Genomic DNA, 25645 nt, shown 5'->3' with positions numbered 1-25645 from the left:
TGCAGTTTTGGAGCCACTCCTGCCAGGTGGCTGACAAATGAGATATCAATTACCATCGCCGTTCCCGGATCGTCATAAAGTTGCAGATCCGCAGGCCCAAAAGGAGGATTCCATGCCCCCGATCATCTGGTGGATCGTCGGCGTCGGCTTCGTCGCGCCCGCCCTGGCCCTGCTGGCCCTGTTCCTCCTCCACCGGCGGAACCCGGGGAACGCGGGCAAGGCCGTGAACGGCCTGTGGGCGGTGCTGTTGGTCCTGCTGCTGGCCTTCCTGGGGCTGGGGCTCATGCGCGCGCAGTGAGGAGGGGGCGTACCCCCTCCTCGGCTCATCTATGCCTGCGGCCCCGGAACCCGCTCCTCGCCGGCCCGGCGGGTGATGCGCTGCTCGTCCATCCACTCCAGCAGGGGCAGTGCGTACTTGCGGGTGGTGCCCAGGAGGTCGCGGAACTCGGCGACCGTGATCTTCCCATGCTGCTTCAGGTGCTCCCGGGTGCGGCGCACCGCCTCGTCCAGGGCGGCCGCGGCGACGATCAGGTCGTCGCCCACGCGCACGGCCTCGCCCCGCTCGAGCAGGTAGATCACGACCTCCTCCGTATCAGCGCCCGGCACCTGCTGCCTGAGCTCGGCCACCGAAGGCGGGCTGTACCCCGCCTCGGCGATGGCCGCGCGCAGCCGGTCGGCCAGCTTCTCCTGTGCGGGGCTGAGGGCGGGCGTGCGCCCCGGAAGCGACACCCGGTCGCGCTGGACGCTGAGTTCCCCCGCCGCCTCGGCAGCGCCGAGCAGGGCGGCGAACTCCTTGCCGCCGAGCCCAAGCTTCCGGCGGAGCTCCTCCTTGCCCAGCCCCGACCGCAGCGGATGGCGGCCGTAGAAGGCCTCCAGCTCGCCGCGCACCGCCTCGCAGAACTGGCCGAACCCCCGGCGGTGGATCCAGAGCCCGCCTTCGAGCTCCCGCACGTCGGCGCCCAGGGCCGGGAGTTCGGCGCGCAGGGTCTCGGCCGGTACGCCGGTCCGCTTCGCCAGCTCGCCCAGGCCCAGGGGCGTCATGCCCGACTGCAGCAGAGTCTCGGCGATGACACCGCCGGTGCCCCCCGATTCCTTGACCTCCAGCTCGGCGATGGCCTTCGCCGCCTGCGACCGCCTGTAGCCGGCGTGGGGCTCGATGACCGTTCCGCCGCCCATCGTGTGCACGGGCGAGTAGGAACGGATGATGTACCGGTCGCCCCGGCCCACCACGACCGGCTCCTCCAGCTTCAGCTGCACGAAGCCGGAGCTGCCGGGCTGCATCGTGTCGCCCTGCAGCAGGAGCACCCGCGCGAGCACCTCGCTGCTGCCGGTGTGCAGGTGCACCCGCTCCCCGTGCTTCAGCTCCTTCGGCCAGGACTCCAGGAGGTGGAGCCGCCCGGCGAAGCTGGTCGTGGGGCGCAGCGCCCCCGGCGCGCAGAGCACGTGTCCCCGCTTCACATCCGACCGTTCGATGCCCGCCAGGTTGACGGCCACCCGCTGGCCCGCCTGGGCCTGCTCCACGGGCTCCCCGTGGACCTGCAGGCCGCGCACGCGCACGTCGAGCCCCAGCGGCAGCAGCTCGAGCCGGTCGCCCTGACGGATGGTACCGGCCACCAAAGTGCCCGTGACCACCGTGCCGAAGCCGGGGCGCACGAAGGCGCGGTCGATGGGCAGCCGCGCAAAGGCGGTGGTGTCCTTGGGCTCCGTCTCCTCCAGCAGCCTGTCCACAGTCTGCAGCAGGTCGTCCAGCCCCTCCCCGGTGACGGAGGAGACCCGGCAGACCGGCGCCCCTTCCAGGAAGGTGCCGGCGACGGCGTCCGCCACGTCCGCCTCCACGAGTTCCAGCATCTCCTCGTCGACCAGGTCGATCTTGGTGATGGCCACGAGCCCTTTCTGGATCTCCAGCAGCCGCAGGATGTCCAGGTGCTCGCGGGTCTGGGGCATCACCCCTTCGTCCGCCGCCACCACCAGGATGACGAGGTCGATGCCGGTGATGCCCGCCAGCATGTTGCGTACGAACTTCTCGTGGCCGGGAACGTCGATGACCGCTGCGCGGCGGCCGCTGGGGAGCGGGAACCGGGCAAAGCCGATGTCAATGGAGATGCCGCGCTCCCGCTCCTCGGGGAGCCGGTCGGTCTCCACACCGGTCAGTGCCCGGATCAGGGCGCTTTTTCCATGGTCAACGTGTCCGGCCGTTCCGATGATGTAGTGCTTCACGGCGCCCTCCTTCCGGCCGGTCCCCCCCTGCGGGGACGGCCACGATGCTCGCCGGCGCATGCCCCGCGGCGGCCGCCCCCTGCTGGGCCCGCACTAGGCCGGGGACTGCGACTTCTGCTCGGCGGCGGCTTCCTCCAGGAACCGCTCGCAGTCCAGCGCGGCCATGCAGCCGGATCCGGCGGCGGTGATCGCCTGGCGGTACCGGGAGTCCTGCACGTCGCCGCAGGCGAACACGCCCGGGACGCTGGTCTGCGCGGTGCCGGGGATCGTCTTCAGGTAGCCGATCTCGTCCATCTCGAGCTGGCCCCGCAGGAAGTCGGTGTTGGGCTTGTGGCCGATGGCGACGAACATGCCGTCGGCCTCCAGGAGCCGCTCCTCGCCGGTCTCCTTGTCCCGCACCTTCAGGGCCTTGAAGCCCTTCTCGTCCGCGATGACCTCCACGGGGATGGCATTCAGCACCCAGCTAATCTTCGGGTTCGCCCGGGCCCGCTCCTGCATGATCTTGGAGGCCCTGAGCTCGTCCCTGCGGTGGACCACGGTAACGTCGGCGAACTTCGTGAGGAAGTTGGCCTCCTCCATCGCCGAGTCGCCGCCGCCGATGACCAGCACCTTCTTGCCGCGGTAGAAGAAGCCGTCGCAGGTCGCGCAGTAGGAAACGCCGCGGCCGATGTTCTCGTCCTCGCCCGGGATCCCCAGGTGCTTGGCCGAAGCGCCGGTGGCGATGATCAGGGCCTCGGCCTCGATGACGTCGGTCTCATCGACCGTGATCCGGAAGGGCCGCTTGGAGAGATCGACGCCCGTGACGTAGCCCCGCCGGAACTCGGCGCCGAAGCGCTCCGCCTGGCGGCGCATGTTGTCCATCAGCTCCGGCCCCATGATGCCGTCGGGGAACCCGGGGAAGTTCTCGACCTCGGTGGTGGTGGTGAGCTGCCCCCCCGGCTCGTTGCCCTCGATGACCAGAGGCTGCAGATTGGCCCGAGCGGTGTAGATGGCCGCGGTGAGGCCGGCAGGTCCGGTACCAAGAATCACGACTTTACGCACAGCAGCTTCCTCCTACTTTCACAACGAATTCGGACGAGATCGGCCGCCGCTCCCGTCCATTCTACCAGTTAAGACGATGTTCGGGTAGCGGACGGATATGCCCCCAGGGGTATCCACGCGCAGGTTCGCCCCTGCACGCGCTGAAGGCGCGGACCCGGGGGTCCACGCCCTCAGCTTGAAACCTGGAGAACCAGCTCCAGGCGAAGATACCCGCAACGGACGTACCGGGCGCCCGGCCGTCCGAACGGCGTTGGCGGAGCGCCGCCGGAACCCCTCACGGCCCGATAGGGCGAATCCGCCGCCTTGCGGGGAGGTCGGCCCCACCTGCGTTGGTCGGGCAGCGATCCTCATTCCGTATCATCTCCGGGTCAGACCCCGGTTATGCGCGGCCGGTCCGTTTTGGGACAACCTGGCCTGCCGATCATGCCGTTTCACCGCCGGTCTGATAATATATAGGGATGAACAATATCTGCTGAAGAGGAGCAGTCATGACCGTACAGGCAAGATTCGGCGTCTGGTGGCGCATGCTCCGCCCCTTCACCCTGGTGGCCAGCGTGGCGCCGGTGTTGGGCGGCACGGCACTGGCGTATGCCCACGGCGGCTTCCACGCCGGCCGGTTCCTGGCCTTCCTGCTGGCGGCGGTGCTGATTCAGTCGGCCACCAACATGTTCAACGAGTACTTCGACTACGTGCGGGGGCTGGACACCCGCGAGCACGTGGGCATCGCGGGCACCATCGTGCGCGACGGCGTGCCGCCCCGCCTGGTGCTCTCCCTGGCCTGGATCTTCCTGGCCACGGCCGTGGCCCTGGGCGTCTACATCTCGTCCACCAGCTCCTGGTGGGTCTTCGCCGCGGGCCTCGGCTGCCTGGGCATCGCCTTCATCTACTCAGGCGGGCCGCTGCCGCTCTCCTCGACCCCGCTGGGCGAGCTGGCGGCCGGCACCTTCATGGGCCCGGTGATGATTCTGCTGGTCTACTACACGCAGACCCTGCAGGTGAGCGCCACCGCGCTCTGGGTGGCGGTGCCCATCGGCATCCTGATCGGGGCGATCCTCCTGGCCAACAACATCCGGGACATCGAGGCCGACCGCGCCGGCGGCCGCCGCACGCTGCCCATCGTGCTGGGGCGGGGGGCCGCGGTAGGCGTCCTGGCCGGCAGCTTCGTCCTGGCCTACGTCATCGCCCTGGGCCTGGTGGCGGCCGGCCGGCTCACCCCGTGGGCCCTGCTGGTCCTGCTCTCGGTCCCCCGGGCCGTGCGGCCGGTGCAGCTGTTCCTCCGGGAGCGGGAGCCGGCCCGGCTGCACCCGGCCGTGAAGGGCGTGGCGCAGACGCTGGCGGCCTTCGGCGGACTGCTGGTGCTGGGACTGCTGCTGTCGGTGTGGGTGTGAGAACGCGCGATACGGCCGCATACACGTAGAACCGGCGCCGGGTTTTTCCGGCGCCGGTTCTGCGTTTCTCACAGGCTGCGCCCGTTCTAGACCAGCCTCCGCCGCATCGCCAGGGCGTAATCGGCGTAGCCGAGGCTCCGGTAAAAGGCCTGGGCCGTCTCGTTCCGGAATCCGGTCAGGAGATAGACCGCCGGGGCGCCCTGGCTGTGCGCCAGTTCCTCGGCCGCCTGCATCAACCGCCGCGCGATGCCCTGCCGCCGGTGGGCTGGGGCCACGTACAGCTCGGTCACCTCGGCATACGGGTGGTCGGCGGAGAGGAAGGGCACGACCCGGAGGCTGCACAGGCCCACGGCGGCGCCTTCGCGCAGCGCGAGCAGCACCGTCTCGACCCCCTGCATGGCCGCCATGCGCCGGGCGGCCGCGGCGGCATCCGTGTACACCTCGTTGAAGTCCGTCAGCAAGGCGGCCACCGCCTCCGCATCGGCCGCGGTGGCCGGCCTGATCACCAGAGAATCCTCCATGGTCACCCCCACCTTGCGTTACGGCTGGTCCCCCGGCTCGGCGTCATCGCCGAGGCGCGGATCGATCCACGTGGCCGAGCGCGCCACGGCCTCGAAGACCGGCCGGTAGTCGTCAAACGTCCACACCGGCGCCGTGCCGTGCAGCACGTACGCCGTGCCCTCCCGCACCAGGACGACCCGGTAGACCCGCGCCTCGCCCTTGGGACCGGTGAAGCGGTCGACCATCCAGCGGCCCTCGGCATCGGCGATGGTGATGTCGCCGCTCTCCAGCGTCTCCGTGTCGGGATACCGGTTCTTCACCTCATCAGCCAGGACCTCGACGTACCGCTCCAGGGTCAGGTCGGGGAACTGGTCATCGGCGGTGACCATGATGTTTTCGCGGAAGAAGTCCTCCTCCCCCCGCACCGGGCTGATCATCGCCACGACCGCATCCTCCAGCGGGTAGACCTCCCACCCCTCAGGCACACCCAGCGTGAGGCCGGTCCCGGGATGGCTGTAGATCAGGGTCAGCACCGGCCCCTGTTCGCCGCTTTCTGTATCCGTTTCCGTGCCCTCCGCACTGGGCGGCTCAGTCCCGGCACCGGCCGGGTCGCTGTCCGGGGAAGGCGCCTGCGCCCCGGGCGAGCCGCAGCCTGCGGCGGCGATCAGCACGAAGGCGAGCAGCGGCGCGATCAGGGTTGCGGGGAGCCGCGGCCTCCGGCGCATGGAAACCCTCCCTTCCTTGGACTGCAGCGCGTTCCTCTTTTTGTTCGCCCCCTCCGGCCGGCACTCCTTCAGTGACGGGCATTCCCCATGCTCCAGCCTCCTCGCGGTCGACATTTTTCCTGATAGAGTATTGATTATTCTGTCATCTTCCTGTACAACGTCCCTACACCACTCACGGGAAAGGGAGGGTTTCGCATGCGGACACGTCGAGGTCTGGGCTTCTTCGTGCTTCTTCTGTTCCTGATCACCCTGGTGGGGACGGCGCTGGCGGCGCCGGAGGAGTTCCCGCGCGGCAACCGGCTGGACGGCCCGATGGGACAGGCCTTCCAGAAGGCCGCGGCGACCTACGGGGTCCCGGTGGAGCTGCTGGTGGCGCTCGCGTACGCCGAGACGCGCCTCGATGACCACGACGGCGTGCCCAGCGTCGCCGGGGGCTACGGCGTGATGCACCTGGTCTCCAACCCCCGGGTGACGACCCTGGAGAAGGCCGCCGGCCTCACCGGGCTGGACCCGGAGCAGCTGAAGACCGACACCGCAGCCAACATCATGGGCGGCGCGGCTCTGCTGGCCCACTACGCGGCGGAACGGGGGGATGCCGTGAAGGTCAGGGAGCTGGGCGACTGGTTCGAGGCGGTGGCCCGGTACAGCCAGCTGGAAGGGACGGCCGCCCGGGACTACGCCCTCCAGGTATTTGCGTTCCTGAACCGCGGGATCGACGTGAAGGTGGACGGCGAGGAGATCCGCATCGAGCCGCAGGCCGTGGAGCCCGACCTGGGCGGGTACGCGAACCTGGTCACCGCCCAGTCGCAGGACTACGGCCCCGCGGCCTGGGTGCCGGCCCACTCGTCCAACTACACCGTCTCCAACCGGCCGAGCAGCTACCCCATCCGCTACATCGTCATCCACGTGACCCAGGGCTCCTATGCCGGGGCCATCAGCTGGTTCCAGAACCCCAGCTCCAACGTGAGCGCCCACTACGTCATCCGCTCCAGCGACGGGGCGATCACGCAGATGGTGCGTGAGAAGGACATCGCGTGGCACGCCGGCAACTGGACGTACAACACGCAGTCCATCGGCATCGAGCACGAGGGCTGGGTCTCCAGCTGCACCTGGTTCACCGACGCCATGTACCGCGCCAGCGCGGCGCTCGCCCGCAACATCGCCCTGAAGTACGGCATCCCCATGAACCGCAACCATATCATCGGCCACAACGAGGTGCCGGGAGCCACCCACACCGACCCGGGCAGCTGCTGGGACTGGAACTACTACATGAGCCTCGTCACTCAGTCCTCCGGCTCCTGGTCCGCCATCGTGGACAACACCACCAGCGGCCGCTTCCGGGCGAGCAGCAACTGGGGCACCTCCTCCTGGTCCAGCCAGCGCTACGGCAGCAACTACCGGTTCGCCGACCCGGCGCCGGTCAGCGACGCCGCCTACTACAAGTTCAACATTCCGAGCACCGGCAACTACGACATCTACATGTGGTACCCGGCCAACAGCGGCTACAACGACAAGACCCCGGTGGTGATCTGGCAGGCCAACAGCAACAATACGGGCACGACGCCGGTCACGGTGCACGTGAACCAGCGGACCAACGGCGGCAAGTGGGTCCACCTGGGTACGTTCCGCCTGCTGGCCGGCGACCGGGAGATCATCGCCGTGAGCCGGTGGACCAGCGGCGCCGGATACGTGATCGCCGACGCGTTCCGGGTGGTGCGGCGCTGACGCTGCCCAAAACGGCGGCACAGGAGGCCGGCGCTGCCCGGGCCACGCACCAGAAGGGCGAGCCGGGGGACTCTCCCCCGGCTCGCGCCGCGTCCAGCCTCACTTCCCAAACCTGGCGATGATGGCCTCGTGGGCCCGCATCTCCAGGTCGTCGTTCAGGGACCCGATCTTCACCTGGCCGCCGTAGCGCCGGTCCAGCGCCCGCTGGATCAGCCAGTCGGCCAGGTGGGGGTTCTTGGGCAGGACCGAGCCGTGGAGGTAGGTGCCCACGGTGCTCTTGTAAACGACCCCTTCCGTCCTGTCTGCCCCGTTGTTGCCGTATCCCTTCACCACCCGGCCCAGCGGGCGGAGCCCCTTGCCCAGGTAGGTGCGCCCGGAGTGGTTCTCAAACCCGACGATGGTGCGGGTACCCTCGAACAGATCGCTCTCGATGACACAGTTGCCGATCATGCGCTCCCGGCCCGCTTCGGTCCAGAGGTCGAGGATGCCGCTGAAGCGGATCAGCTCGCCCGTGTGTGTCTTGAAGTACTTGCCCAGCATCTGGTACCCGCCGCAGACCGCCAGCACCGCCAGGCCGTCTTCGATGGCCTCGGCCAGCGGCCGCGCCTTCACCCGCACGAAGTCCTCGGCGATCAGGGCCTGCTCCCGGTCCTGCCCGCCGCCGATCACCAGCAGGTCGAACCGGGCGAAGTCGGCCGACTCGCCCATCCGCACCGGGGTGACTTCCGGGTCCAGGCCGTGCCAGCGGGAGCGCTGGGTGAGGACGATGATGTTGCCCCGGTCACCGTAGAGGTTCATATACTCCGGATAGAGCCAGCCGATGTGAACGCGGGGGCGCTCCACGCCTACACCTCCCAGTACTTCTTCGTGTGCCCCTTCCGGGCGATGAGGCCGCGGATCTGCAGCATGGCCGTATAGGTGGGCAGGATATAGAGCAGCTCCCCGGGCCGGATGTACCGCAGCCCCTGCTTCACGGCCCGCTCGGGGTCCTTCTCCACCGAGAGCTTGGCGGGGTCCAGGCCGGCGTACTTCAGCCGGACGGCCATGTCCTCCGCCCGGAGGCCGGTGCAGATGACGAAGTTGATCTCCGACTGGTGGCTGGCCAGCGCCTCGAAGTCCACATCCCACAGCCAGGAGACGTCGGTGCCGTCGGCATACCGGTCGTTGATGGCGATCACCAGGTTCTTGCGGGCCTCCGCCTGCATCACGGTCTGGATCACCGAATCGAAGCCGGCGGGGTTCTTGACCAGGGCCATGAAGACCTGCCGGTCGCCGATGGTGATCCTCTCCATCCGGCCGAACTGGCTGGTGGTGGCCTCCAGCCCCTGCCGGATCGCTTCAAGCGGGAGTCCCAGCGCCACCGCCCCGGCCGCCGCGGCCAGCGCGTTGTATACATTGTAAAGGCCCGGAATCTGCAGGCGCACCTCGCAGACGCCTTCGGGGGTGACCAGGCGGAAGGAGGATCCCCGGGCGTCCACGTCCCATAGCCGGTCTATGTACACCTGGGGCTCGGGCCGGCGGTGGCCGCAGCTGGGGCACCGGTATCGGCCCAGATGGGCGTAGTACTGCGCCGCGTACACATAGGGATGGCCGCACTGCACGCAGTGCCGGGCGTCCGCGGCCTGCGACGCCGGCCCGCTCCCGGCGCCATCCACCTCCAGGCCGTAGTAGAGCGGCTCGGTGCCCGGGCGCGCGCCCAGGCGGGCGCAGTTGGGGTCGTCGGCGTTCAGCACTGCCCGGCCGCCAGGGGCCAGGTGGGCCAGGCCGCGGGCGACCAGGTCCACCGTGTGTTCCAGTTCGCCGAACCGGTCCAGCTGATCACGGAAGAAGTTGGTCACCACCGCCGCGCGCGGCCGCACCTCCTGGCACGCCCGGGGCATGGTGGCCTCGTCGATCTCCAGGAGCCCCACGGACCGGTCGATGCGGCCCTTCCAGTCGGCTGCCTGGATGAAGGCGGTGGTCAGGCCGGCGATGAGGTTGGCCCCGGCCCGGTTGTGTGCGACACCCCAGCCCGCCGCCTCGCAGATGGAGGAGAGCATCTTGGCCGTAGTGGTCTTGCCGTTGGTGCCGGTCACCGCCACCACGCCTTCCCTGGGCTGGGCGGCGAGGGTGCGCAGCAGGTCGGGCGCCACCTTCCGGGCCACCGCGCCGGGCAGAGTCGTTCCGCCGCGGCCCGCCATACGGGTCGCGGTCACCAGGATCTTGCCCATCCAGACTGCCATTCGTGATCGAAGGTTCATCGCGCTCCCTCGACTTTCCCGGGAGTCGGTTGCCCTTCCCCCTCACCTGGGTTTATGTTAATTTCATTCGTGGAGCCATCGTGCCCGTAAGGTCGCGATGGCGGCAAACCTAGGTTATATTCCCCGCGACCTGCGGGTTTCCTTCGCGGAAGGGAGTCGTTCACCGTGATGCCAGGTCGGCCCCTCCAAACCGCACTCCTGCTCGCCCTCCTCCTGCTCGCCGGCTGCGCCCGGTCCGGCCCGGCGGAACCTGCACGGGAACATGGTGTCGATCCGGCGGCCCCCGTGGCCGCCGGTCATGCCGCGCTGCCGCTGCCCGGTGAACCGACCCCGCTTCAGGGCCGCACTCTGTCTGGACTGTATGCGGCGCCGCCTGCGGCTGACACCCTCGAGGCGCTGTCCACGGCGCCCGTCTCGCCTGACGGGCTGTTTCGGGCCGTCCTGAGAGACGGCGAGATCTGGGTGACCCGCATCGACGGCGCCTGGCTGTGGCAGGTGGAGCTGCCGGCGGTGGTCCCGCCGCAGCCCGGGGATGCCGGGGCCGGAACCGGCGATGCGAACGCAGGCGGACCGGGCGCCGGCAGAGAAACCGGGCACGACGGCGGCGGGCAAGCCGGGCAGGCCGCCGGCGGCCAGGCGGGTTCCGTCCCGCCGGAACCCGCGGGCGCCGATCCGGGCGAGGTGCGGCCGGTGGCGCCGCTCTCTTGGACGCCGCGGTCTACCCTCCTGTTCCGGGACACGGCGCAGCGGTGGCTGGAGGCCGATCCGGCGACCGCCGTCGTGACCCCGCTCAGCGCCTTCCTCACCGGGGCCGCCCAGGTCACCCCGTCGCCAGACGGCCGCCAGGTGTTCTTCTACAAGGAGAACCGGCTCTACACCGCCCGGTGGGACGGCAGCGAACCCCAGCTCGTCGGCGAGAACCTGACCGCCCACTGGGACAGCAGCGGCGAGCTGGTCGTGACCGAGCGCCCCGTCGACACGGCGAATCCCGATTAGGGTCATCACGTCACCCCAGAGGAGGCGTCCTGCGCGCATGGACCGCGGGTTGCTCGTACAGCAGCGGTATCTCGGAAAGGCCGGGCTCATCGCCCTGATCACCGTGCTCAACATGACGGCGCCGCTCTCCACCGACATGTACCTGCCGTCGTTTCCCACCATGATCGAAGAGTTTGCCGTATCCGCCCGGGTGCTGAACCTGACCCTGGTCGGCTTCTTCCTCTTCTTCGCGGTGGGCATGCTGCTCTTCGGTCCCTTCAGCGACCGCTACGGGCGAAAGCCGGTGCTGGTGGCCGGACTCGGCCTCTACCTCGCCGCCTCCCTGGCCTGCGCCGCGGCCGCGGGCATCGGGCAGCTCATCCTGTTCCGCGTCATCCAGGCCCTGGGCGCAGGCTGCATGGTCTCCGTCTCCACAGCCCTGGTGAAGGATTCCTTCGACGGCCGGCTGCGGGGTACCGTCCTGGCCACGATCCAGTCGATGAGCGTCATCGGCCCCATGCTGGCTCCGATCATCGGCGCCTTCATCGTGCAGTACGCCTCGTGGCGGACCACGTTCCTGGTGCTGGCCGGGATCTCGGCGTGCTCCCTCACCGCGGCCATGTTCCTGGAAGAGCCGCTCCCGCCGGCGGCCCGCCTGCGGGGCCCGGTCCTGGGCAGCCTCACCCGGCTGCTCGTCGTGGCCCGGAACCCGTCGTTCACCAGCCTGCTGCTGATCATCGCGCTGATCCCCGCCGGGTTCATGGCCTACATCAGCGTGAGCTCTTACATCTACCAGGACTTCTTCGGCCTGTCGGAGACGGCCTACAGCCTCTTCTTCGCCACCAACGCGGCGGCATCGGTGCTCGGCCCCGTCACCTACATCGCCATCAACAAGCGGGTTCCGGCCCGCGCCATCATCACGGCCGCCCTGAGCCTCGCCTTGCTGGGCGGCCTGGCGGTGCTCGCGGTGGGGCGGCTGGCGCCGCTGCTCTTCCTGCTGGCGTTTCTGCCCTACTCGTTCAGCTCCAGCCTTCTCCGCCCCGTCGCCACCGACACCCTGCTCAACCAGCAGGACAGCGACACGGGCTCCGCCTCGGCGCTGATCCACTTCGGGAACACGGCGATGGGCTCGCTGGGGATGGTCGCGGCCACGCTGCCCTGGCCCGACTTCGTCACGGGCCTCGGGACTCTGGCCGCCGGCTGCGCGCTGCTGGCTCTGCTGGGCTGGGGATGGCTGCTCCTCTCGTCGATCCCCCTGCGGGGCATAAAGGAGGGCCTCTCCGCCGGAGACTGATCCTAGATGAAAGGAGTCGTGGACATGGCCGAGATGCAGCAGAATCCCTGTACCGTCCTGGAAGCGATTGCCCGCCGGCACAGCGTGCGGGAGTTCCGGGCCGAACCGGTTCCCGACGAGACCCTGCTGGCGCTCCTGGAGGCCGCCCACCAGGCCCCCAGCGCCATGAACCATCAACCGTGGGAGTTTGTCGTGGTGCGCCGTCCCGAGACCAAGGCCGCCCTGGCCGGGGCCACGTCCGGCCGCAACGCGCAGATCGTGCAGACGGCGGGGGCGTCTGTGGTCTGCCTGGCGTCGCTCAGGCAGGCGCTTGCCCTGGCGGATCGGGTCGAGGCGCAGCTCCGGGCGGGGCAGGCGCCGCCCGAGCGGGAGGCCCTGGTGAAGCGGCTGCGGGAAGACGAGGCCTACCGGCGGACGCTGGTGCTGCCCAACACGTACATCGCCGTGGCCCAGATGATCCTGGCTGCCACCGGGCTCGGCCTGGGCACGCTCTGGATGACTGGCTTCGACGGGGAGAAGGTGAAGGCGGCCGTGGGCGCGCCGGCGGCGGACTACCTCTTCGCCGGCGTCGTGGCCGTCGGCTACCCGGCCGACGGCTGGCAGCAGCCGGCCCGCACCCGGCGCCCGCTGGAGGAGATCTACTCCTTCGAGCGGCTGGGAGAAAAGGGGAAGTAGCGGTGAGATGTGAGCGGTGAGCGGTGGGAAGTGAGTCGTGTGCCGCACACTGCCCGCCATACACCGTGGCCGTCGGCCGGGCGCAATACGCCGCGCGCCCGGAACCGTGGCCCCGGCTGGACGCCGTACGCCGCGGGCTTTGAGCTGGGAGCCGTGAGGTGGATGCCTGTCAGAGTGCTCGGTGTCCGGCGTATTGCAGCATGAGGAACGGGAGGCGCCCAGGGGAGTCTGTCCCCTGGGCGCCGTCTCTTGCGCTGTGCCTGTTCGAGTGTGGTGCTCCGTCACCCCGAGCATCCGTTCACCGGGAACCCCAAGTTTTCGACTTCGACCCCAGGGCCCAAGTCAAAAAGTGGCGGTTCCCACGAGGCCCCGACCGACTCATCAGCATCATGCCCCGCTCCCGCCCCCGATTCGCCGCCGCCCCGGGGCATCAGATCACACCCCGCCCGACCCCGCCGGCGGCATCCTGTCACCCAACTTCATCGCGGGCCCCGCCCCAGGCCGCCGTGCCTGCGCACCGAGAGAAAGCAGCAGCCTGCCCGGGCAGGCGCCGCTGCGGGCCGGCCTGGGCAGGCCTCTTCAGCAGAAACTCAGTGCAGTACCTTCGAGAGGAACTCCCGGGTGCGCGGGTGGCGGGGCTCGCCGAAGATCTGCTCCGGAGGCCCCTCCTCCACGATCAGGCCGCCGTCCATGAAGATCACCCGGTCCCCCACCTCCCGGGCAAATCCCATCTCATGGGTGACGACCACCATGGTCATGCCGTCCTCCGCCAGGTCCTGCATCACCTGCAGCACCTCGCCCACCAGCTCGGGGTCCAGCGCCGAGGTGGGCTCGTCGAACAGCATGACGTCGGGCTCCATGGCCAGGGCCCGGGCGATGGCCACCCGCTGCTGCTGACCGCCGGAAAGATAGTTGGGGTACTGACTGGCCTTGTCGGCCAGGCCGACCCGGCGGAGCAGCCGGAGCCCCAGTTCCTCGGCCTCGGCCCGGGGCATCCGGCGCACCCGGATCGGCGCCTCGATCACGTTCTCCAGGGCCGTCATGTGCGGGAAGAGGTTGAAGCGCTGGAAAACCATGCCCATGCGGGCCCGCTGCTGGTCCAGCACCTTCTCGGGCAGCGGCACCAGCCGGCCGCCGACCTGCCGCTGCCCCACCTCCTCCCCCTTGAACAGCACCCGCCCGGCGGTGGGCTTCTCCAGGAAGTTGATGCAGCGCAGCAGGGTGGACTTGCCCGAGCCCGACGGGCCGATGATGACCACCACCTCGCCCTTGTGGACCGTAAGATCGATGCCCCGCAGCACCTCCAGCTTGCCGAAGCTCTTCTTCAGCCCCTCGATGACGATGATCGGCTCGGCCATGCTATCCCCTCGCCTCCAGCTTCTTCTCCAGGCGGCTGGCCAGCGCGCTCAGGCTCATGGTGACCACGAGGTAGAGCACCGCCGTCCACACGAAGGTCTGCCACACCAGGTTCGTGCGGGAGACGAACTGCATCGAGTACTTCATCACTTCCAGGATGGAGATGGTCGAGGCCAGGGAGGTGTCCTTCGTCAGCGCCGACATCTCGTTCACCATGGGCGGCAGCAGGCGCCGGTAGGTCTGCGGCAGGATGATCCGCCGCATCGCCAGGCCGTAGGACATGCCCAGGGAGCGGGCGGCCTCCATCTGCCCCCGGTCGATGGACTGGATGGCCGCCCGGATGATCTCGGCGATGTAGGCGCCGGCGTTCAGGCTGTAGCCCAGCACCGCCGCCTCGAACGCGGGGATGAGGATGCCCACCTGGGGCAGGGCGTTGTAGATAAAGAGCAGCTGAAGCAGCAGCGGCGTGCCGCGAAAGAGGTTCACGTACACAGCCGCGGGCACAGTGAGCAGCGGGTTGCGGGAGATGCGCGCCAGGGCCGCCAGCAGCCCCAGGAGGGTGCCGAAAAAGGCGCTGATCACCGTGAGTTTGAGCGTCACACCCAGCCCTTCGAAGAGCACGGGCAGTACGTTGATGCTGTGCTCAACGAACCTGTCCAACCCGAGTCACCCCTTTCCCGAGCCGCGACGCGCCGCAGGCGCCGTCGTCTCCGCCGTGCAACCCTAGTGCCCGGCCGCGTCGCCGAACCACTTCACCTGCAGCTCCTGAATGACGCCCTCGGCCTGCAGCTCGTCCACGGCCTTCTGGATGGCGTCCCGGAGTTCGGTCTCGCCCTTGCGCAGGGCGACGCCGATCGGGTCAGGCTCCATCTCGGCGAAGCCGGTCACCCGGTACTGGTCGGGATCGAGCTGGGCGTAGTAGCCGGCCACCGGGGCGTCGATGGCTACCACGTCAGCCCGCCCGTTCGCCAGTTCCCGGAAGGCGTCGGTGGCATACGGGAAGGAGCGCAGCTCCTTGGGCTGGATGCCCTTGTTGGCCATGAGGTCCTCGACGTAGTACTGGGCCGTGGTCTCCTCCTGCACGACGACGATCTTGTCCGCGAGGTCGGCGTCGCTCTTCACCTCAACGCCGGGGCGCGAGGCGTAGGCGATGCCCATCGTCAGGTACTGGACGAAATCCATCTCCTTCTGCCGTTCCTCGGTGATGGTCATGGACGACATGATGACGTCGTAGTGCCCACCCAGCAGCCCGGCCTGGATGCCGGCCCAGTCGATGATCGTGAACTCGGCCTTGACGCCCAGCTTCTCGGCGATCGCGTTGGCCAGGTCGATGTCGAAGCCGATCGGGGTCTTGCCGTCCTCATCCACGAACTCCATGGGCGGGTAGGAGGCGTCGATGCCGACCCGCAGCACGCCCTCAGCCTTGATGCGCTCCAGCGAGTTGGCCGGCGCCTGCGCCCCGCCGCCGGACTGCTCCTGAGATCCGCCGCCCGACGACTGCTGTTCCTGCTGCTGCGCGGCGCCTCCGCCTGCCCCGTCCCCGCCCGACGGCTGCTTGCCCCCACAGGCTGCCAGCAGAGTCGCAGTCAGGAGCAGGATAACCATGAGGAAAGCGGAACTCTTTCTCATCACCGTCGAACCCTCCACTCTTTCTTGTTCTACCGCGATACAGTAGTGCAGTGTTTGATTTAACCCAATTTCGCCATGAACGAGCTATCACCTGCTTGTGGATATACAAAATTGAAAGGAAGAAGGGAGTTGGCGCAATGAGCACCCCAGACACCGCGCCGGAAACCGAAAACTCCACACGACCTCGCCTGGCGGTCCCCCTCCTGCGCGGATTGGGCCTGGTGGTGCTGATGGCTGCCGTGGGCCTGGGCTCCGCTTTCCTCGCCGTCGAGCTGCGCATGAACACCGCCGTCGCCACCGCTGAGGCCACCGCGCAGGACGAACTCAACGCCCTGCGCGAGCAGACCCTCCAGGAAATCGCCGCCCTGCGGTCTGAGCTGGAGAGCACCACGTCCGCGCTTCAGGCGGAAGTGCAGCGGCAGCGCGACGATCTGCGCGCGCAGATGCAGCGGGTGGAGGAGGCCGCGCTGGCGGCCGGCGTGCTGCTGGAGGAGGAAGGTGAGCTGACCAGCCTGGAGGCCCGGCTCAGGGAGATCGAGACGCTGAAGCTCGACCTGCGCACCGCGCGCGAGGAGATGGACGCCAAGCTGCAGGCCCTGGAAGCGTCGCTGAAGGATCAGCTTGCCTCATCGGAGCAGGAGACCGCCGCCGCGCTGTCGCTGGAGATGAACGTGAAGGGACTGCTGATCAAGGCCCAGGGCGAGGTGCTGCTCGCCCAGGTGTACTGGGCAGAAGGCAACCGCGGCCTCGCTCGGGACGAGCTGGCCATCGCCCACCGGACGCTGCTGGACGCGCTGGAAGCGGCCCCGTCTTCCGGCAAGCCCGACCTGCAGAAGCTGGCGGAGCTGGCGGAGTCCACCAAGGCCGCGCTGATCCTGGACAGCACGTCGGCCCGGGATCAGCTGAACCTGCTGTGGCACGAGATCAGCGCGCGGCTGAGCCGTTGAGCGGTGAGCGCCGGGTGGTGAACTGCGGGCGGCCATGAACGGCAAAGGGGGCAGCCGGACTGGCTGCCCCTTCTTCTTGACCTGACTTCCATCGGTCGGTTCTGGCGAATCCATTCTGCGATAGACTCCAGGGCCCGCACGGCCTCGGCTCCGCATCCTCGGTCAGCCGGTAGAAGAGCCTGGGCGTGCCCGCATCGGGGTGGCCCAGGACGGGTCTGTCCGGGGCCACCATGACTCGGCGCATGCGGAGCCCCTCCGTTCGCGATCCACAGTCTATTGTGTCGCATCGTTTGACCCCGGTCGGGCGACAGGAGTTCCACGCTGGAGAGGCCATGCTCCGAGCGCGAACGGCGGCGACCGTCCGCGCGACGGCCGCCGCCTGTATCATCCGCTAGCGATCTCCCTCCCCGTCACCGCGCTCCGCATCGGAGGGCGTGACGGGTTCGGGCGGCTCCCCCCGGGCATCCAGCAGTTCCCGGGCGGCTTCCTCCCAGTCCGGCGGTACAAGAATGGAAATGTACCCCCCGACCCGCGCCGGACCCAGGATGAACGGCAGCGCCTGCGCGCCGCGCGCCTCGGTCAGCACGGGGATCCCGCTGGCCTCCAGAAGACCCCGGACCAGTTCGGCCTCGATATGGTCAGGCGCCTTGTAGACCTCGATCCACTCAACATCCACGGCCATCCCTCCTGCCACCCGGTGATCCCCGTTCTGCATCCGCCGCGCACTCCGCACTGCGTATGGGTCAACCTCAACCGCAGCGCACCCCGCACGGCGGATGGACGGCCCCCGCCGCCCCGCCCACCGCCCGCTGCTCACACCTCCACAACGCCAGGCTCGTGCAAGTCCCACGCGGCCTCCAGCGCGGCGAGCAGCAGCCGCTGCTGGCCCCCGGCGTCGCCCGGCTCGGCGAACTGCCGGACGATCACGCCCCGGGGCACGCCCAGCTCCCGCAGGACCTCGGTACCGGCCACGACGGCGGTCGGCACGCCGGCCAGCTCGATCAGCCGGGCTACCAGGGCGACCGTCCATACGCCTGACTCCTCCGGAGCCCAGAGCAGCGCCACATCTGCGCCCATACGGCGGATGCGGTAGGCCACCGACAGCCCCGAACCCGCCAGGAGCGGCAGCGGGTCTGCAACGGAAACGCTGAAGCTGTAGGCGAAGGGGGCAACGGCGTCGATGGCGCCGGCCTGAGCCATCGCCCGCAGCCGCTCCAGCGGGAACACCAGGTTGAGATCCGTCTCTGCCGGACCCTGCCCGTTCCCCGACACGGCCAGGTCCTCGTACCGGACGACCACCGGGAACTCCCGGAACGTCGGGTCGCCGCCGGCGCGCCGGTCGTCATACGGTTCCTGCAAGCCGTGCTTCAGGTATACGCCGGCCGCCGCCACCAGGGCCACTTTCGACTCCCGCACGGGCCGCACCCACTGGCTCCAGGGCACAAAGCCCGCGGTCCACTCCCGCAGCTCCCTCTCCGTCATCTGGTGCGCCTCCCCTGTTGCGTTGTATCCACGTTACATGCTCGACATGCACGCCGAGACCTTCCCGCGTGCGCCGGGCGTGCGTACCCCAGACGGACTCACGTGCCCCCGGCACACGGACACCAGACCGACCCACGTGCCACCGGCACGCATGTCCCAGACGGACCCACGTGTCCCCACCAGACCGACTCACGTGCCCCCTGCACACGTACATCAGACCGCTCCGCGTGCCCCCGGTACGCATGTCCCAGACCGACCCACGTGCCCCCGGCACACGGACCCACCCCGCGCCCGCCCGGGTGCATCGCGTTTACCCCGGCTCCTTTCCGTCCGCAGCCGCCATCTCCTGCAGCCGCGCCAGCAGCACCTCCCGCCGGTTGCGCTCCGGATGCTCCAGGACCTCCTCCAGAAGCGCCTCCAGCGCCTCCCCGACGTACCGGCCCGGACCGCGCCCGAAGGCGGCCATCACGTCGTGGCCATCCACCGCCAGGTCGGTGACCTTCAGGGCCGCGTCCTCCGCCAGCACCCGGCGGATGCCGTCCAGGAGGGCCATCGTCTCCGGGCCGAGGTCGCCCTCCCGCGTGCCCGAGGCCAGCCGGTCGGCCCGGCGGAGCTGCACCAGGTCGTCCAGGTGCTCCACCCCGATGCGCCGGATCATCCGGCGCAGGGCCGCGTCGGTGGCCGGCCCGTCCAGGTGCAGGTCCATGTGAACCCGCACCAGGTGGACGGCCCGGGCCCGGGTCTCACCGTCAAACCGCAGCCGCCGGAGCAGCGCGTCGGCCATCTCGGCGCCGATCACCTCGTGCCGGTAGAAGTGCCGTTCTCCCGCCTCATCCACCGAGAGGCAGCGGGGCTTGGCCACGTCGTGCAGCAGGGCGGCGAGCCTCAGGTGCAGCACGGGCGGCACCAGGGCGAGCGCCATGAGGGCGTGCTCCCACACCGGAAACCGGTGGTACCGGTTCTGCTCCACCCCCACCATCTCCAGGAGCTCCGGGGCAAACTGGGCGAGCAGCCCCAGCTCCCGCAGCCGCTGCATGCCCCACGCCGGCCGGTCCGTCACCAGCAGCCGGCCGAACTCGGCGCCGATCCGCTCGGGAGCCACCGCCGACAACCGGGGCGCCAGGGCGCCGATCGCCCGGGCCAGCGCCGGGTCCAGCTCCAGGTTGAACTGCGCCGCCAGCCGCACCGCCCGCAGCATGCGCAGCGGGTCCTCCTCCAGCCGGTCCTCCGGCCGGCCGCAGGCCCGCAGCACCCCGTGCGCCAGGTCCCTCCGCCCTCCCAGCGGATCGATCAGACGCCCGCCGGGCGTGGCGGCCATCGCGTCGATGGTGAAGTCCCGCCGGGCCAGATCGCCTTCCAGGCTGCCCGCGCGGTAAGCGGTCACCTCATAGAGGGCGCCTTCCCGCGGGATCAGCACCGTGCCCGTCGCCCGGCCGGCGCCCACCGCGCGCCCGTCCGGGAACAGGGCGCGGATCTCGTCCGGCCGCGCGCTGGTGGCCAGGTCCCAGTCATGGGGCGTCAGGCCCAACAGCAGATCGCGCACCGCCCCGCCGACCAGCACGGCCTCGTGCCCCGCCTCCGCCAGCGTCGCCAGGATGGCACGCCCCTCGGGGGGAAGGGCGCGGCGGAGCCGGTGCGGCAGCACCAGGCGCCCCCATCCGAGCCGCAGGACCCGGGAAAGCGTGCCCATCCCCTCACCCCCGCCTGCCCAGGGCCCGGGCGACGGCCTCGGCGGGCGTGGTGACCCAGTCCGCCGCCTCCAGGGCTGCGGGGTGGCCGTCGGGCACCGCGACGCCGATGCCGGCGAAGCGGAGCATGGGAACGTCGACCGTGGTATCGCCCACGGCCATCACGGCGGAAGCCGGGATCCGGCGGCGGCGGCAGTAGCGCGCCAGGGCCGTGCCCTTGTCGACCTCCTCGTGCCATACGTGCAGCACGGTCTCCCCGGGGATCCGGTCGGTGAGGTCCAACTGCGAGGCCGGCAACCCCTCCGGAAACGCCTCCAGCACCCGGGCGACGGCGCGGTCGCCGTAGATGGCGGCCATCGTGGGCGGCGCCGTGCACCGGCCGAGGCCGGGGTCGATCTCGGTGTAGGGGTTCCAGTCGTCCCAGTACAGGAAGTCGTCTGGCGGGCCGGTGCTGTAGGCGGCGTCCCGGACGAACGGGGACCCGGCCTGGTCCACGGCCGTGACGGCGCTGAGGGAAAGCCCCTCCGCCAGCGCCAGCCGGCGCAGCCGTTCCCAGGCCTCGGGCGCCAGCGGGCGGTGGTGGCCGATCCGGCCCGAGCCGTCCTCCACCACCAGCGCCCCCAGGTAGCAGATCGCCGGGCCGGTCAGGCCCAGTTCCCGGTAATAGGGGAGGGTCGTCCGCCAGGACCGGCCGGTCACGAGGACCACCTCGGCGCCCGAGGCGAGGGCCGCTTCCACCGCTTGGCGGTTCTCCGCGGAGATGCGCCCCGCCCGGTCCAGGAGGGTTCCATCCAGATCAAAAGCGAAAAGCTGAATCTTCATGGAGCCATAGTAGCACAAGCCGGGGCATAACGGAATCCAGGTCCGCCCCGGGGAGCAGACCTGGATGGCATGCGTATGTCCGTCAGTCCCAAGCCTGGACGACCAGCAGGCACCCGGTGCCCACGGAGACCCGGGCGACCGGCTCGACCACCCGGTTCGAGATCCCCAGCGACTCGCCCCACCGCAGGACCGCGTCGGCCAGAGGCCAGTGGACGCCGCGCACCGTGACGCCGGTGACGACCGGGGTCAGCGGCACCAGGGAAAGGAACGCCCCCTCCGCCCGCTGCACCTCCAGCGACTGGCCGTCCCGCAGCGCCCGGGCGATGCTCTTCCCGTCCGTCATCGTCACGGGAACCGGGCAGTGCGGCAGCAGCAGGACGTTGGAGAGGGTGTGGTCCAGCCGTGAGCCCGAACCGCCCACCAGGAGGATCTCGCCCGCCCCCCGGCGCAGCGCCTCCTCAAGGGCGATGTGGCTGTCGGTCTTGTCCTTCTCCACCGGCACCTGCAGCACCGGCACCCCGCTTTCGCGGGCCGCCGCGACCGCGGCGCCGTCCAGCGAGTCGAAGTCGCCCAGCAGCAGGTCGACCCTGAGCCCCAGCGCGCGGGCGTGGCGCAGGCCGCCGTCGGCGCAGATGACCAGATCAGGGCGGCCCACGAGGGCCCTGACCCGCTCCAGATCCAACAGTTCACCGGCCGCAAAGATGACCGCGCGCAGCCGTGCTCCGTCGGGCATACCGGACCTCCTCCTGGTGCGTCCCCCGTGCACCGATCTCTGCCCCATTATAGCAGAGCCTGTCCGGCCGGAAACCCTCGGTCCGCGCGACCGGCCGCCGCGGCGCTAGTGCTCGAAGACGTCCTGAAGGACCTGCCGCGCCCGTAGGATGCGCGCCAGGCCTTTCAACCCGTAATTGAGCCGGCTCTTCACCGTGCCGATCGGAATCTGCAGGCACTCCGCAATCTCGCGGTAGCCCATGTCGTGGAAGAAGCGCAGATGGATGACGGCCTTGTACGGCGGCGGCAGCTCCGACATGGCGTCCAGGATCGCCTCCGTCAGCCAGGCCCGCTCGGCCTCGGCTTCGGGATGGACGACCGTCTCGGCCGCCTGGTTTGCGAACGGCTCGACGACGACACAGCGGCGGCGCCGGAGGCAGTCGATGGCGCGGTGCCGTGCCACCCGGAAGAGCCAGGCCTTCAGGTGGCCGTCCTGGTCGAACTCATCCCCTTGCTGCCACGCCTTCAGCAGCGCGTCCTGACAGATCTCTTCAGCCGCGTGCCGGTCGCCGACGAGGCGGTGAGCGTATTGCAGAAGCGCACCCCCAAAGGATTCCATCATCATCCCCAGCGCTTCCTCATCGCCCGCCGTCAGCCGACGGACGATGCGGCGCCCCTCCTCATCCCCCGTGTGGAGGGGTTGTGCCCCGGGGCCAACCTGCCATGACACCGCTCATCCCGCCCCCTTTACTGGCACTTTCGCGAACGATAAAATATTCTGTCTAATTTTATGGCGTCGACCTGTAATGGGTAGCGCTATTCTACCTGATCCCACTGCACCGCGCCACTCCATTTTGCGGACCAATCCCACTTCTGTTACATGAATGTGACAGAAGTCGACACCTTCAGAACAGCCGCAACTGCTCCGGGCCCCGCCCCTCGCCCGGGGGCACGGGCACCCCGCGCGCGTCGCGCGGCGGGGTCGGCAGACCGAGCAGCTCCATCAGATCCAGCGCGTTCCGCACGGCGTAGTTGGCGCGGTTGTTGTTCATCAGCAGATGGACCTCGGCGGCCTGGCCCGCCAGGACCTCCCGGATCGGCGGCAGCCACTCGGCCAGCTCCTCCCGGCTGTACAGGTAGTCGAACCGCTGCGCGGTGGTCTCGGCCTTCATGTACCACGTCCGGGTGTTGCGGCCGTGGAACCGCACGATGGCCAGGCGCGGGTCGGTCACCGCCACCACCCGGGGCACCGTGCCCGATCCCACCTGGGGCGCGTCGCAGACCACGTGCACGGCGCGCAGATCGCGCAGAAACTGCAGGGTGTCCTCCCGGTTCCCCCCGGCGAACCAGGAGGTGTGCCGGAACTCCACCGCGACCAGATCGTCGGGGAAGAACTCCCGGCAGTACCGGACCCATTCGCGCGCGGCCGGTGTGCACGTGAACCAGGGCGGGAACTGGAAGTGGAGTGCGCCCAGCTTCCCCGCTTCCCGCAGGGGCTGCACCGAGGCGTCAAAACGCCGGAAGACCTCCGCGGCGTCCTCCTCCCCGGGCCGCGGCTCGCGGTGGTGCCGGGTCATGGCGCCGTACGCCTTGACATTGAAGACGAAGTCGGGAGGCGTGCGCTCTGCCCAGGAGGCAAACCACTTCGCGGGCTGCAGGCGGTAGAACGTGCTGTCGACTTCTACAATAGAAAAATGGCGGGCGTAATAGGCGAGCCGCTCGCGCGGCGGCAGGCCGGGCGGATAGTACGCCTCGTGGTCGGACCAGGCACAGGTGCCGACGCGGATGCGGGCCACGGATCTCCCTCCCTCCGCCTTCATCTGAATATTGGACGGGCGCAGGGCACGCGCGGGTTCACCCCGCTGCCGCGCCGCCGCCGGCGCGCAGACAGGCGCCACCTGTGCGCCGCTGTGCGGCCACAGGTGGCGCCCTGCGCAACCTGGCCTAGTGTCGCTGGAAGTGTTCGGGCGCCTGCGCGGCGGCCGGATGGATGGCCGGGTCGGCCGTCCGGTACCGCCGGAACGAGGGCCGGTCCGTGAGCCCCAGCTGTTCGTACGCAGCCGCCCAGCGCCGGCGCACCGCCGACACGTGGTCAGGCGCCGCCGCCCGGGTGGGGTACTCGCCCCGGGTGTGCAGGAAGTGGAAGAGCACCTCCTGGTTATGGGTCTCCTCGCCGTGCATGGCCAGGAAAAACTCCCGCACGCCGTTGTTGCTTGCCTCCAGCGCCGCCTCCGCGTACAGCCTCGCCAGCTCCCGGGCGGTGCAGAGGCAGTCGCGCAGGCGGTCCGCGTCAGTCATCTGCACGTCGCCGCACCCCTTCCCCCGACTGCAGCAAGAGCTTTGCGTGCTTGGTGATGTCGCCGGGCGCGTCCAGCAGCGCCAGGAGCATCTCCACCCGCCTCTGGTGGATGTCGGCGTGCTCCCGCATCAGCTGGCGGGCATTCTCATCCGCCAGCTCTTGCGCGTAGTGGTTGTTCTTTTTCAGGGCCAGAAGTTCGCCGTCCAGGGCTCGGTTGATGAAAGCCAGTTCCTGTTCTGTCAGCCGGCCCTCGCCGCTGCCCGAGTGGGCGTCATGCTGCATGCCGCTCCGCCTCCTTCGCGCCTAGTATGGCGCGGCGGAATGCCCGGCATACGCAAGACGGCGACCCATCGCAGGGTCGCCGTCAGCGCCGGTCTGCCTACTTCTTGGCGGCCGCGTACCGCTCTGCCACCTTGTCCCAGTTGATGACGTTCAGGAAGGCCTGGATGTACTCCGGCCGGCGGTTCTGGTACTTCAGGTAGTAGGCGTGCTCCCACACGTCCATGCCCAGGATGGGCGTGTCGCCCTGCATCAGCGGGCTGTCCTGGTTGGCGGTGGAGTACACGGCCAGCTTGCCGTCCTTCGTCACCACGAGCCAGGCCCAGCCAGAGCCGAACCGGCCGGCGCCGGCCTTGGCGAACTCGTCCTTGAAGTTCTGGAACGAGCCGAACGCGGCGTTGATCGCCTCGGCCAGCTCGCCGGACGGCTCCTTCGCCCCGCCGGGGGTCATGATCTCCCAGTAGAGGGTGTGGTTGGCGTGGCCGCCGCCGTTGTTCCGCACGGCGGTGCGGATGGACTCGGGCACGCTGTCGATCCCGCGCAGCAGCTCCTCGATGGACTTGGACTGCAGTTCAGGGTGCCCCTCCAGCGCCGCATTCAGGTTGTTGACGTACGCGGCGTGGTGCTTGCCGTGGTGGATTTCCATGGTCTGGGTATCGATGTACGGCTCCAGGGCGTTGGCCGGATACGGAAGCGCAGGAAGCTGGAAAGCCATGTGCAAAACCCTCCTAATTCAATCCCGAAGTTTCCTTTTCATTCAGTATGACGCCAGATCCTGGTGCAGAGGAACGGCTTCTTCTGCACAGCTTAGCGAATCCGGCCCGGTTTTTCAACTTTGTTTCTGCCTAAGTACCGCCGCGGTCGGTTGCCCAAGCCCGGATGGCCCGTCCGCCGAATCCCCCCGGGCTCTTGCGTCTTCACCCCCCCTGGGCGATAATCGTACGGGGGCTTCCGGCTTGTGTGCTTAGGAACTGAAGGAGGTTGTCGCCATGCCCGTCCCGAACGCGGTGATCGCGATCGCCGGGGGCACCGGATCCGGGAAGACGTCCATCGCCAACTGCATCTCCGCTGCGTTCCCGGACGACGTTGCGCTGCTGCCCCACGACGCATACTACAAGGACAACCGTCACCTCGCTTACGAAGAACGGTCCCAGCTCAACTACGACCACCCCGACGCCTTCGACAACGAGCTGTTCATCGCGCACCTCAGGGCGCTGAAGGCGGGCAGGGCCGTGGAACGGCCGGTGTACAACTTCTCCACCCACCTGCGGGAGGCGGAGACCGTGCACGTGGAGCCGGCGGCGATCATCGTCGTGGAGGGCGTGCTGGTGCTGGCCCACCCGGAAATGCGGGCGCTTTACGATCTCAGCGTGTTCGTGGACACCGACGCCGACGTGCGGATCCTCCGCCGCATCCTGCGCGACATCCACGAGCGCGGCCGCACGCTCGACTCGGTGATCAACCAGTACCTCGCGACCGTCAAGCCCATGCACGAGGCCTTCGTCGAGCCGACGAAGCGCTACGCCAATGTCATCATTCCCGAGGGGGCGCACAACAAACCGGGGCTCGAGGTGCTCATCGCCCAGGTGCGCCACCTTGTTGCCCAGTATGAACCCTCAGTCTGACTGGCTTTTCACTGTCGCCCTATGGT

At 69.2% G+C, this 25645-nt stretch carries 27 protein-coding genes; 8 read left to right on the top strand and 19 right to left on the bottom strand.

Annotated features, from left to right (window positions below):
• Nucleotides 1-112 precede the first annotated feature (112 nt).
• Entirely contained in the window at nucleotides 113-298 is a 186-nt protein-coding gene (locus ACZ5UM_RS10455; protein ID WP_464843984.1) for a hypothetical protein, read from the top strand.
• Between the two features lie 29 nt (nucleotides 299-327).
• Here ACZ5UM_RS10455 and selB read toward each other — a convergent pair whose 3' ends face one another.
• On the bottom strand, nucleotides 328-2217 hold the full coding sequence (gene selB / locus ACZ5UM_RS10450; protein WP_464843983.1) for a selenocysteine-specific translation elongation factor: 1890 nt from the start codon (nucleotides 2215-2217) through the stop codon (nucleotides 328-330).
• 93 nt (nucleotides 2218-2310) lie between these two features.
• Nucleotides 2311-3258 (bottom strand): thioredoxin-disulfide reductase, encoded by a 948-nt coding sequence (trxB, locus tag ACZ5UM_RS10445; RefSeq protein WP_464843982.1) that lies wholly within the window; start codon nucleotides 3256-3258, stop codon nucleotides 2311-2313.
• A gap of 488 nt (nucleotides 3259-3746) precedes the next feature.
• Here trxB and ACZ5UM_RS10440 point away from each other — a divergent pair, with 488 nt between their 5' ends.
• Nucleotides 3747-4646, top strand: a complete 900-nt coding sequence (locus ACZ5UM_RS10440; RefSeq protein ID WP_464843981.1) for a 1,4-dihydroxy-2-naphthoate polyprenyltransferase — start codon at nucleotides 3747-3749, stop codon at nucleotides 4644-4646.
• A gap of 86 nt (nucleotides 4647-4732) precedes the next feature.
• On the opposite strand, the gene ACZ5UM_RS10435 is transcribed toward ACZ5UM_RS10440, so the two are convergent.
• Together ACZ5UM_RS10435 and ACZ5UM_RS10430 are read right to left on the bottom strand one after the other, a co-directional pair.
• Complete coding sequence (locus ACZ5UM_RS10435; protein WP_464843980.1) at nucleotides 4733-5167, bottom strand: GNAT family N-acetyltransferase; 435 nt, start codon at nucleotides 5165-5167, stop codon at nucleotides 4733-4735.
• 18 nt (nucleotides 5168-5185) lie between these two features.
• A complete protein-coding gene (locus tag ACZ5UM_RS10430) occupies nucleotides 5186-5872 on the bottom strand; it encodes a hypothetical protein (protein WP_464843979.1) in 687 nt (228 codons plus the stop codon).
• A 195-nt stretch (nucleotides 5873-6067) separates the two neighbouring features.
• On the opposite strand from ACZ5UM_RS10430, the gene ACZ5UM_RS10425 reads away from it, so the two are divergent.
• Nucleotides 6068-7597: a golvesin C-terminal-like domain-containing protein gene (locus tag ACZ5UM_RS10425; RefSeq protein ID WP_464843978.1), complete on the top strand. Its 1530-nt coding sequence runs from the start codon at nucleotides 6068-6070 to the stop codon at nucleotides 7595-7597.
• Between the two features lie 99 nt (nucleotides 7598-7696).
• Here ACZ5UM_RS10425 and ACZ5UM_RS10420 read toward each other — a convergent pair whose 3' ends face one another.
• Both ACZ5UM_RS10420 and ACZ5UM_RS10415 read right to left on the bottom strand, forming a co-directional pair.
• Entirely contained in the window at nucleotides 7697-8440 is a 744-nt protein-coding gene (locus ACZ5UM_RS10420; RefSeq protein ID WP_464843977.1) for a type 1 glutamine amidotransferase, read from the bottom strand.
• A 2-nt stretch (nucleotides 8441-8442) separates the two neighbouring features.
• Entirely contained in the window at nucleotides 8443-9837 is a 1395-nt protein-coding gene (locus ACZ5UM_RS10415; RefSeq protein ID WP_464843976.1) for a MurT ligase domain-containing protein, read from the bottom strand.
• Nucleotides 9838-10005: 168 nt separating this feature from the next.
• On the opposite strand from ACZ5UM_RS10415, the gene ACZ5UM_RS10410 reads away from it, so the two are divergent.
• Genes ACZ5UM_RS10410 through ACZ5UM_RS10400 form a run of 3 tightly spaced genes read left to right on the top strand, consistent with a single transcriptional unit; the run spans nucleotide 10006 to nucleotide 12781 of the window.
• Nucleotides 10006-10833 (top strand): hypothetical protein, encoded by an 828-nt coding sequence (locus ACZ5UM_RS10410; RefSeq protein WP_464843975.1) that lies wholly within the window; start codon nucleotides 10006-10008, stop codon nucleotides 10831-10833.
• A gap of 37 nt (nucleotides 10834-10870) precedes the next feature.
• Nucleotides 10871-12106: a Bcr/CflA family efflux MFS transporter gene (locus ACZ5UM_RS10405; RefSeq protein ID WP_464843974.1), complete on the top strand. Its 1236-nt coding sequence runs from the start codon at nucleotides 10871-10873 to the stop codon at nucleotides 12104-12106.
• A gap of 6 nt (nucleotides 12107-12112) precedes the next feature.
• Nucleotides 12113-12781, top strand: coding sequence for a nitroreductase family protein (locus ACZ5UM_RS10400; protein ID WP_464843972.1), 669 nt, complete (start codon nucleotides 12113-12115; stop codon nucleotides 12779-12781).
• A 590-nt stretch (nucleotides 12782-13371) separates the two neighbouring features.
• Here ACZ5UM_RS10400 and ACZ5UM_RS10395 read toward each other — a convergent pair.
• The 3 genes from ACZ5UM_RS10395 to ACZ5UM_RS10385 form a co-directional block, all read right to left on the bottom strand.
• On the bottom strand, nucleotides 13372-14139 hold the full coding sequence (locus ACZ5UM_RS10395; RefSeq protein ID WP_464843970.1) for an amino acid ABC transporter ATP-binding protein: 768 nt from the start codon (nucleotides 14137-14139) through the stop codon (nucleotides 13372-13374).
• A gap of 1 nt (nucleotide 14140) precedes the next feature.
• Nucleotides 14141-14797 (bottom strand): amino acid ABC transporter permease, encoded by a 657-nt coding sequence (locus ACZ5UM_RS10390; RefSeq protein ID WP_367653494.1) that lies wholly within the window; start codon nucleotides 14795-14797, stop codon nucleotides 14141-14143.
• Between the two features lie 63 nt (nucleotides 14798-14860).
• Nucleotides 14861-15766 (bottom strand): ABC transporter substrate-binding protein, encoded by a 906-nt coding sequence (locus ACZ5UM_RS10385; RefSeq protein WP_464848347.1) that lies wholly within the window; start codon nucleotides 15764-15766, stop codon nucleotides 14861-14863.
• A gap of 137 nt (nucleotides 15767-15903) precedes the next feature.
• Between ACZ5UM_RS10385 and ACZ5UM_RS10380 the strand changes: the two genes are divergently transcribed.
• A complete protein-coding gene (locus tag ACZ5UM_RS10380; protein ID WP_464843968.1) occupies nucleotides 15904-16713 on the top strand; it encodes a hypothetical protein in 810 nt (269 codons plus the stop codon).
• A 391-nt stretch (nucleotides 16714-17104) separates the two neighbouring features.
• Here the strand turns inward: ACZ5UM_RS10380 and ACZ5UM_RS10375 are convergent, their stop codons facing one another.
• The 10 genes from ACZ5UM_RS10375 to ACZ5UM_RS10330 all read right to left on the bottom strand — a co-directional run bounded on the left by ACZ5UM_RS10375 (nucleotide 17105) and on the right by ACZ5UM_RS10330 (nucleotide 24709).
• On the bottom strand, nucleotides 17105-17389 hold the full coding sequence (locus ACZ5UM_RS10375; protein WP_464843967.1) for a putative signal transducing protein: 285 nt from the start codon (nucleotides 17387-17389) through the stop codon (nucleotides 17105-17107).
• 137 nt (nucleotides 17390-17526) lie between these two features.
• Complete coding sequence (locus tag ACZ5UM_RS10370) at nucleotides 17527-18195, bottom strand: hypothetical protein (protein ID WP_464843966.1); 669 nt, start codon at nucleotides 18193-18195, stop codon at nucleotides 17527-17529.
• A gap of 310 nt (nucleotides 18196-18505) precedes the next feature.
• Nucleotides 18506-19885 carry a CCA tRNA nucleotidyltransferase gene (locus tag ACZ5UM_RS10365; RefSeq protein WP_464843965.1) on the bottom strand — a complete coding sequence of 460 codons (1380 nt, stop codon included), beginning with the start codon at nucleotides 19883-19885 and terminating at the stop codon, nucleotides 18506-18508.
• 4 nt (nucleotides 19886-19889) lie between these two features.
• On the bottom strand, nucleotides 19890-20705 hold the full coding sequence (locus ACZ5UM_RS10360; RefSeq protein WP_464843964.1) for an HAD family hydrolase: 816 nt from the start codon (nucleotides 20703-20705) through the stop codon (nucleotides 19890-19892).
• A gap of 82 nt (nucleotides 20706-20787) precedes the next feature.
• Complete coding sequence (locus ACZ5UM_RS10355; protein WP_464843963.1) at nucleotides 20788-21438, bottom strand: thiamine diphosphokinase; 651 nt, start codon at nucleotides 21436-21438, stop codon at nucleotides 20788-20790.
• Between the two features lie 105 nt (nucleotides 21439-21543).
• Nucleotides 21544-22146: an RNA polymerase sigma factor gene (locus ACZ5UM_RS10350; RefSeq protein WP_464843962.1), complete on the bottom strand. Its 603-nt coding sequence runs from the start codon at nucleotides 22144-22146 to the stop codon at nucleotides 21544-21546.
• Nucleotides 22147-22321: 175 nt separating this feature from the next.
• On the bottom strand, nucleotides 22322-23212 hold the full coding sequence (locus ACZ5UM_RS10345; RefSeq protein ID WP_464843961.1) for a DUF72 domain-containing protein: 891 nt from the start codon (nucleotides 23210-23212) through the stop codon (nucleotides 22322-22324).
• Between the two features lie 148 nt (nucleotides 23213-23360).
• Nucleotides 23361-23714 carry a spore coat protein gene (locus tag ACZ5UM_RS10340; protein ID WP_464848346.1) on the bottom strand — a complete coding sequence of 118 codons (354 nt, stop codon included), beginning with the start codon at nucleotides 23712-23714 and terminating at the stop codon, nucleotides 23361-23363.
• A complete protein-coding gene (locus ACZ5UM_RS10335; protein ID WP_464843960.1) occupies nucleotides 23707-23997 on the bottom strand; it encodes a hypothetical protein in 291 nt (96 codons plus the stop codon). The genes ACZ5UM_RS10340 and ACZ5UM_RS10335 overlap by 8 nt, the downstream gene beginning before the upstream one ends.
• A 97-nt stretch (nucleotides 23998-24094) precedes the next feature.
• On the bottom strand, nucleotides 24095-24709 hold the full coding sequence (locus ACZ5UM_RS10330; protein ID WP_464843959.1) for a superoxide dismutase: 615 nt from the start codon (nucleotides 24707-24709) through the stop codon (nucleotides 24095-24097).
• Nucleotides 24710-24983: 274 nt separating this feature from the next.
• Between ACZ5UM_RS10330 and udk the strand changes: the two genes are divergently transcribed.
• The gene (gene udk, locus ACZ5UM_RS10325) at nucleotides 24984-25619 is read left to right on the top strand and encodes a uridine kinase (RefSeq protein ID WP_464843958.1); all 636 of its coding nucleotides are present in this window, start codon (nucleotides 24984-24986) and stop codon (nucleotides 25617-25619) included.
• The last annotated feature ends 26 nt before the right edge of the window (nucleotides 25620-25645 follow it).

The organism is Symbiobacterium ostreiconchae (genome assembly GCF_055396975.1).
The sequence above is the reverse complement of the archived record's forward strand: the minus strand, read 5'-3'. Positions and strand labels throughout refer to the sequence as shown.

Bases quoted from the DNA above. Each gene is read 5' to 3' on its own strand.
- ACZ5UM_RS10455 (WP_464843984.1), top strand. From the start codon at position 113: ATGCCCCCGATCATCTGGTGGATCGTCGGCGTCGGCTTCGTCGCGCCC.
- ACZ5UM_RS10440 (WP_464843981.1), top strand. From the start codon at position 3,747: ATGACCGTACAGGCAAGATTCGGCGTCTGGTGGCGCATGCTCCGCCCC.
- ACZ5UM_RS10435 (WP_464843980.1), bottom strand. From the start codon at position 5,167: ATGGAGGATTCTCTGGTGATCAGGCCGGCCACCGCGGCCGATGCGGAG.
- ACZ5UM_RS10430 (WP_464843979.1), bottom strand. From the start codon at position 5,872: ATGCGCCGGAGGCCGCGGCTCCCCGCAACCCTGATCGCGCCGCTGCTC.
- ACZ5UM_RS10425 (WP_464843978.1), top strand. From the start codon at position 6,068: ATGCGGACACGTCGAGGTCTGGGCTTCTTCGTGCTTCTTCTGTTCCTG.
- ACZ5UM_RS10415 (WP_464843976.1), bottom strand. From the start codon at position 9,837: ATGAACCTTCGATCACGAATGGCAGTCTGGATGGGCAAGATCCTGGTG.
- ACZ5UM_RS10410 (WP_464843975.1), top strand. From the start codon at position 10,006: ATGCCAGGTCGGCCCCTCCAAACCGCACTCCTGCTCGCCCTCCTCCTG.
- ACZ5UM_RS10405 (WP_464843974.1), top strand. From the start codon at position 10,871: ATGGACCGCGGGTTGCTCGTACAGCAGCGGTATCTCGGAAAGGCCGGG.
- ACZ5UM_RS10400 (WP_464843972.1), top strand. From the start codon at position 12,113: ATGAAAGGAGTCGTGGACATGGCCGAGATGCAGCAGAATCCCTGTACC.
- ACZ5UM_RS10395 (WP_464843970.1), bottom strand. From the start codon at position 14,139: ATGGCCGAGCCGATCATCGTCATCGAGGGGCTGAAGAAGAGCTTCGGC.
- ACZ5UM_RS10385 (WP_464848347.1), bottom strand. From the start codon at position 15,766: ATGAGAAAGAGTTCCGCTTTCCTCATGGTTATCCTGCTCCTGACTGCG.
- ACZ5UM_RS10380 (WP_464843968.1), top strand. From the start codon at position 15,904: ATGAGCACCCCAGACACCGCGCCGGAAACCGAAAACTCCACACGACCT.
- ACZ5UM_RS10370 (WP_464843966.1), bottom strand. From the start codon at position 18,195: ATGACGGAGAGGGAGCTGCGGGAGTGGACCGCGGGCTTTGTGCCCTGG.
- ACZ5UM_RS10365 (WP_464843965.1), bottom strand. From the start codon at position 19,885: ATGGGCACGCTTTCCCGGGTCCTGCGGCTCGGATGGGGGCGCCTGGTG.
- ACZ5UM_RS10360 (WP_464843964.1), bottom strand. From the start codon at position 20,705: ATGAAGATTCAGCTTTTCGCTTTTGATCTGGATGGAACCCTCCTGGAC.
- ACZ5UM_RS10355 (WP_464843963.1), bottom strand. From the start codon at position 21,438: ATGCCCGACGGAGCACGGCTGCGCGCGGTCATCTTTGCGGCCGGTGAA.
- ACZ5UM_RS10340 (WP_464848346.1), bottom strand. From the start codon at position 23,714: ATGACTGACGCGGACCGCCTGCGCGACTGCCTCTGCACCGCCCGGGAG.
- ACZ5UM_RS10335 (WP_464843960.1), bottom strand. From the start codon at position 23,997: ATGCAGCATGACGCCCACTCGGGCAGCGGCGAGGGCCGGCTGACAGAA.
- ACZ5UM_RS10330 (WP_464843959.1), bottom strand. From the start codon at position 24,709: ATGGCTTTCCAGCTTCCTGCGCTTCCGTATCCGGCCAACGCCCTGGAG.
- udk (WP_464843958.1), top strand. From the start codon at position 24,984: ATGCCCGTCCCGAACGCGGTGATCGCGATCGCCGGGGGCACCGGATCC.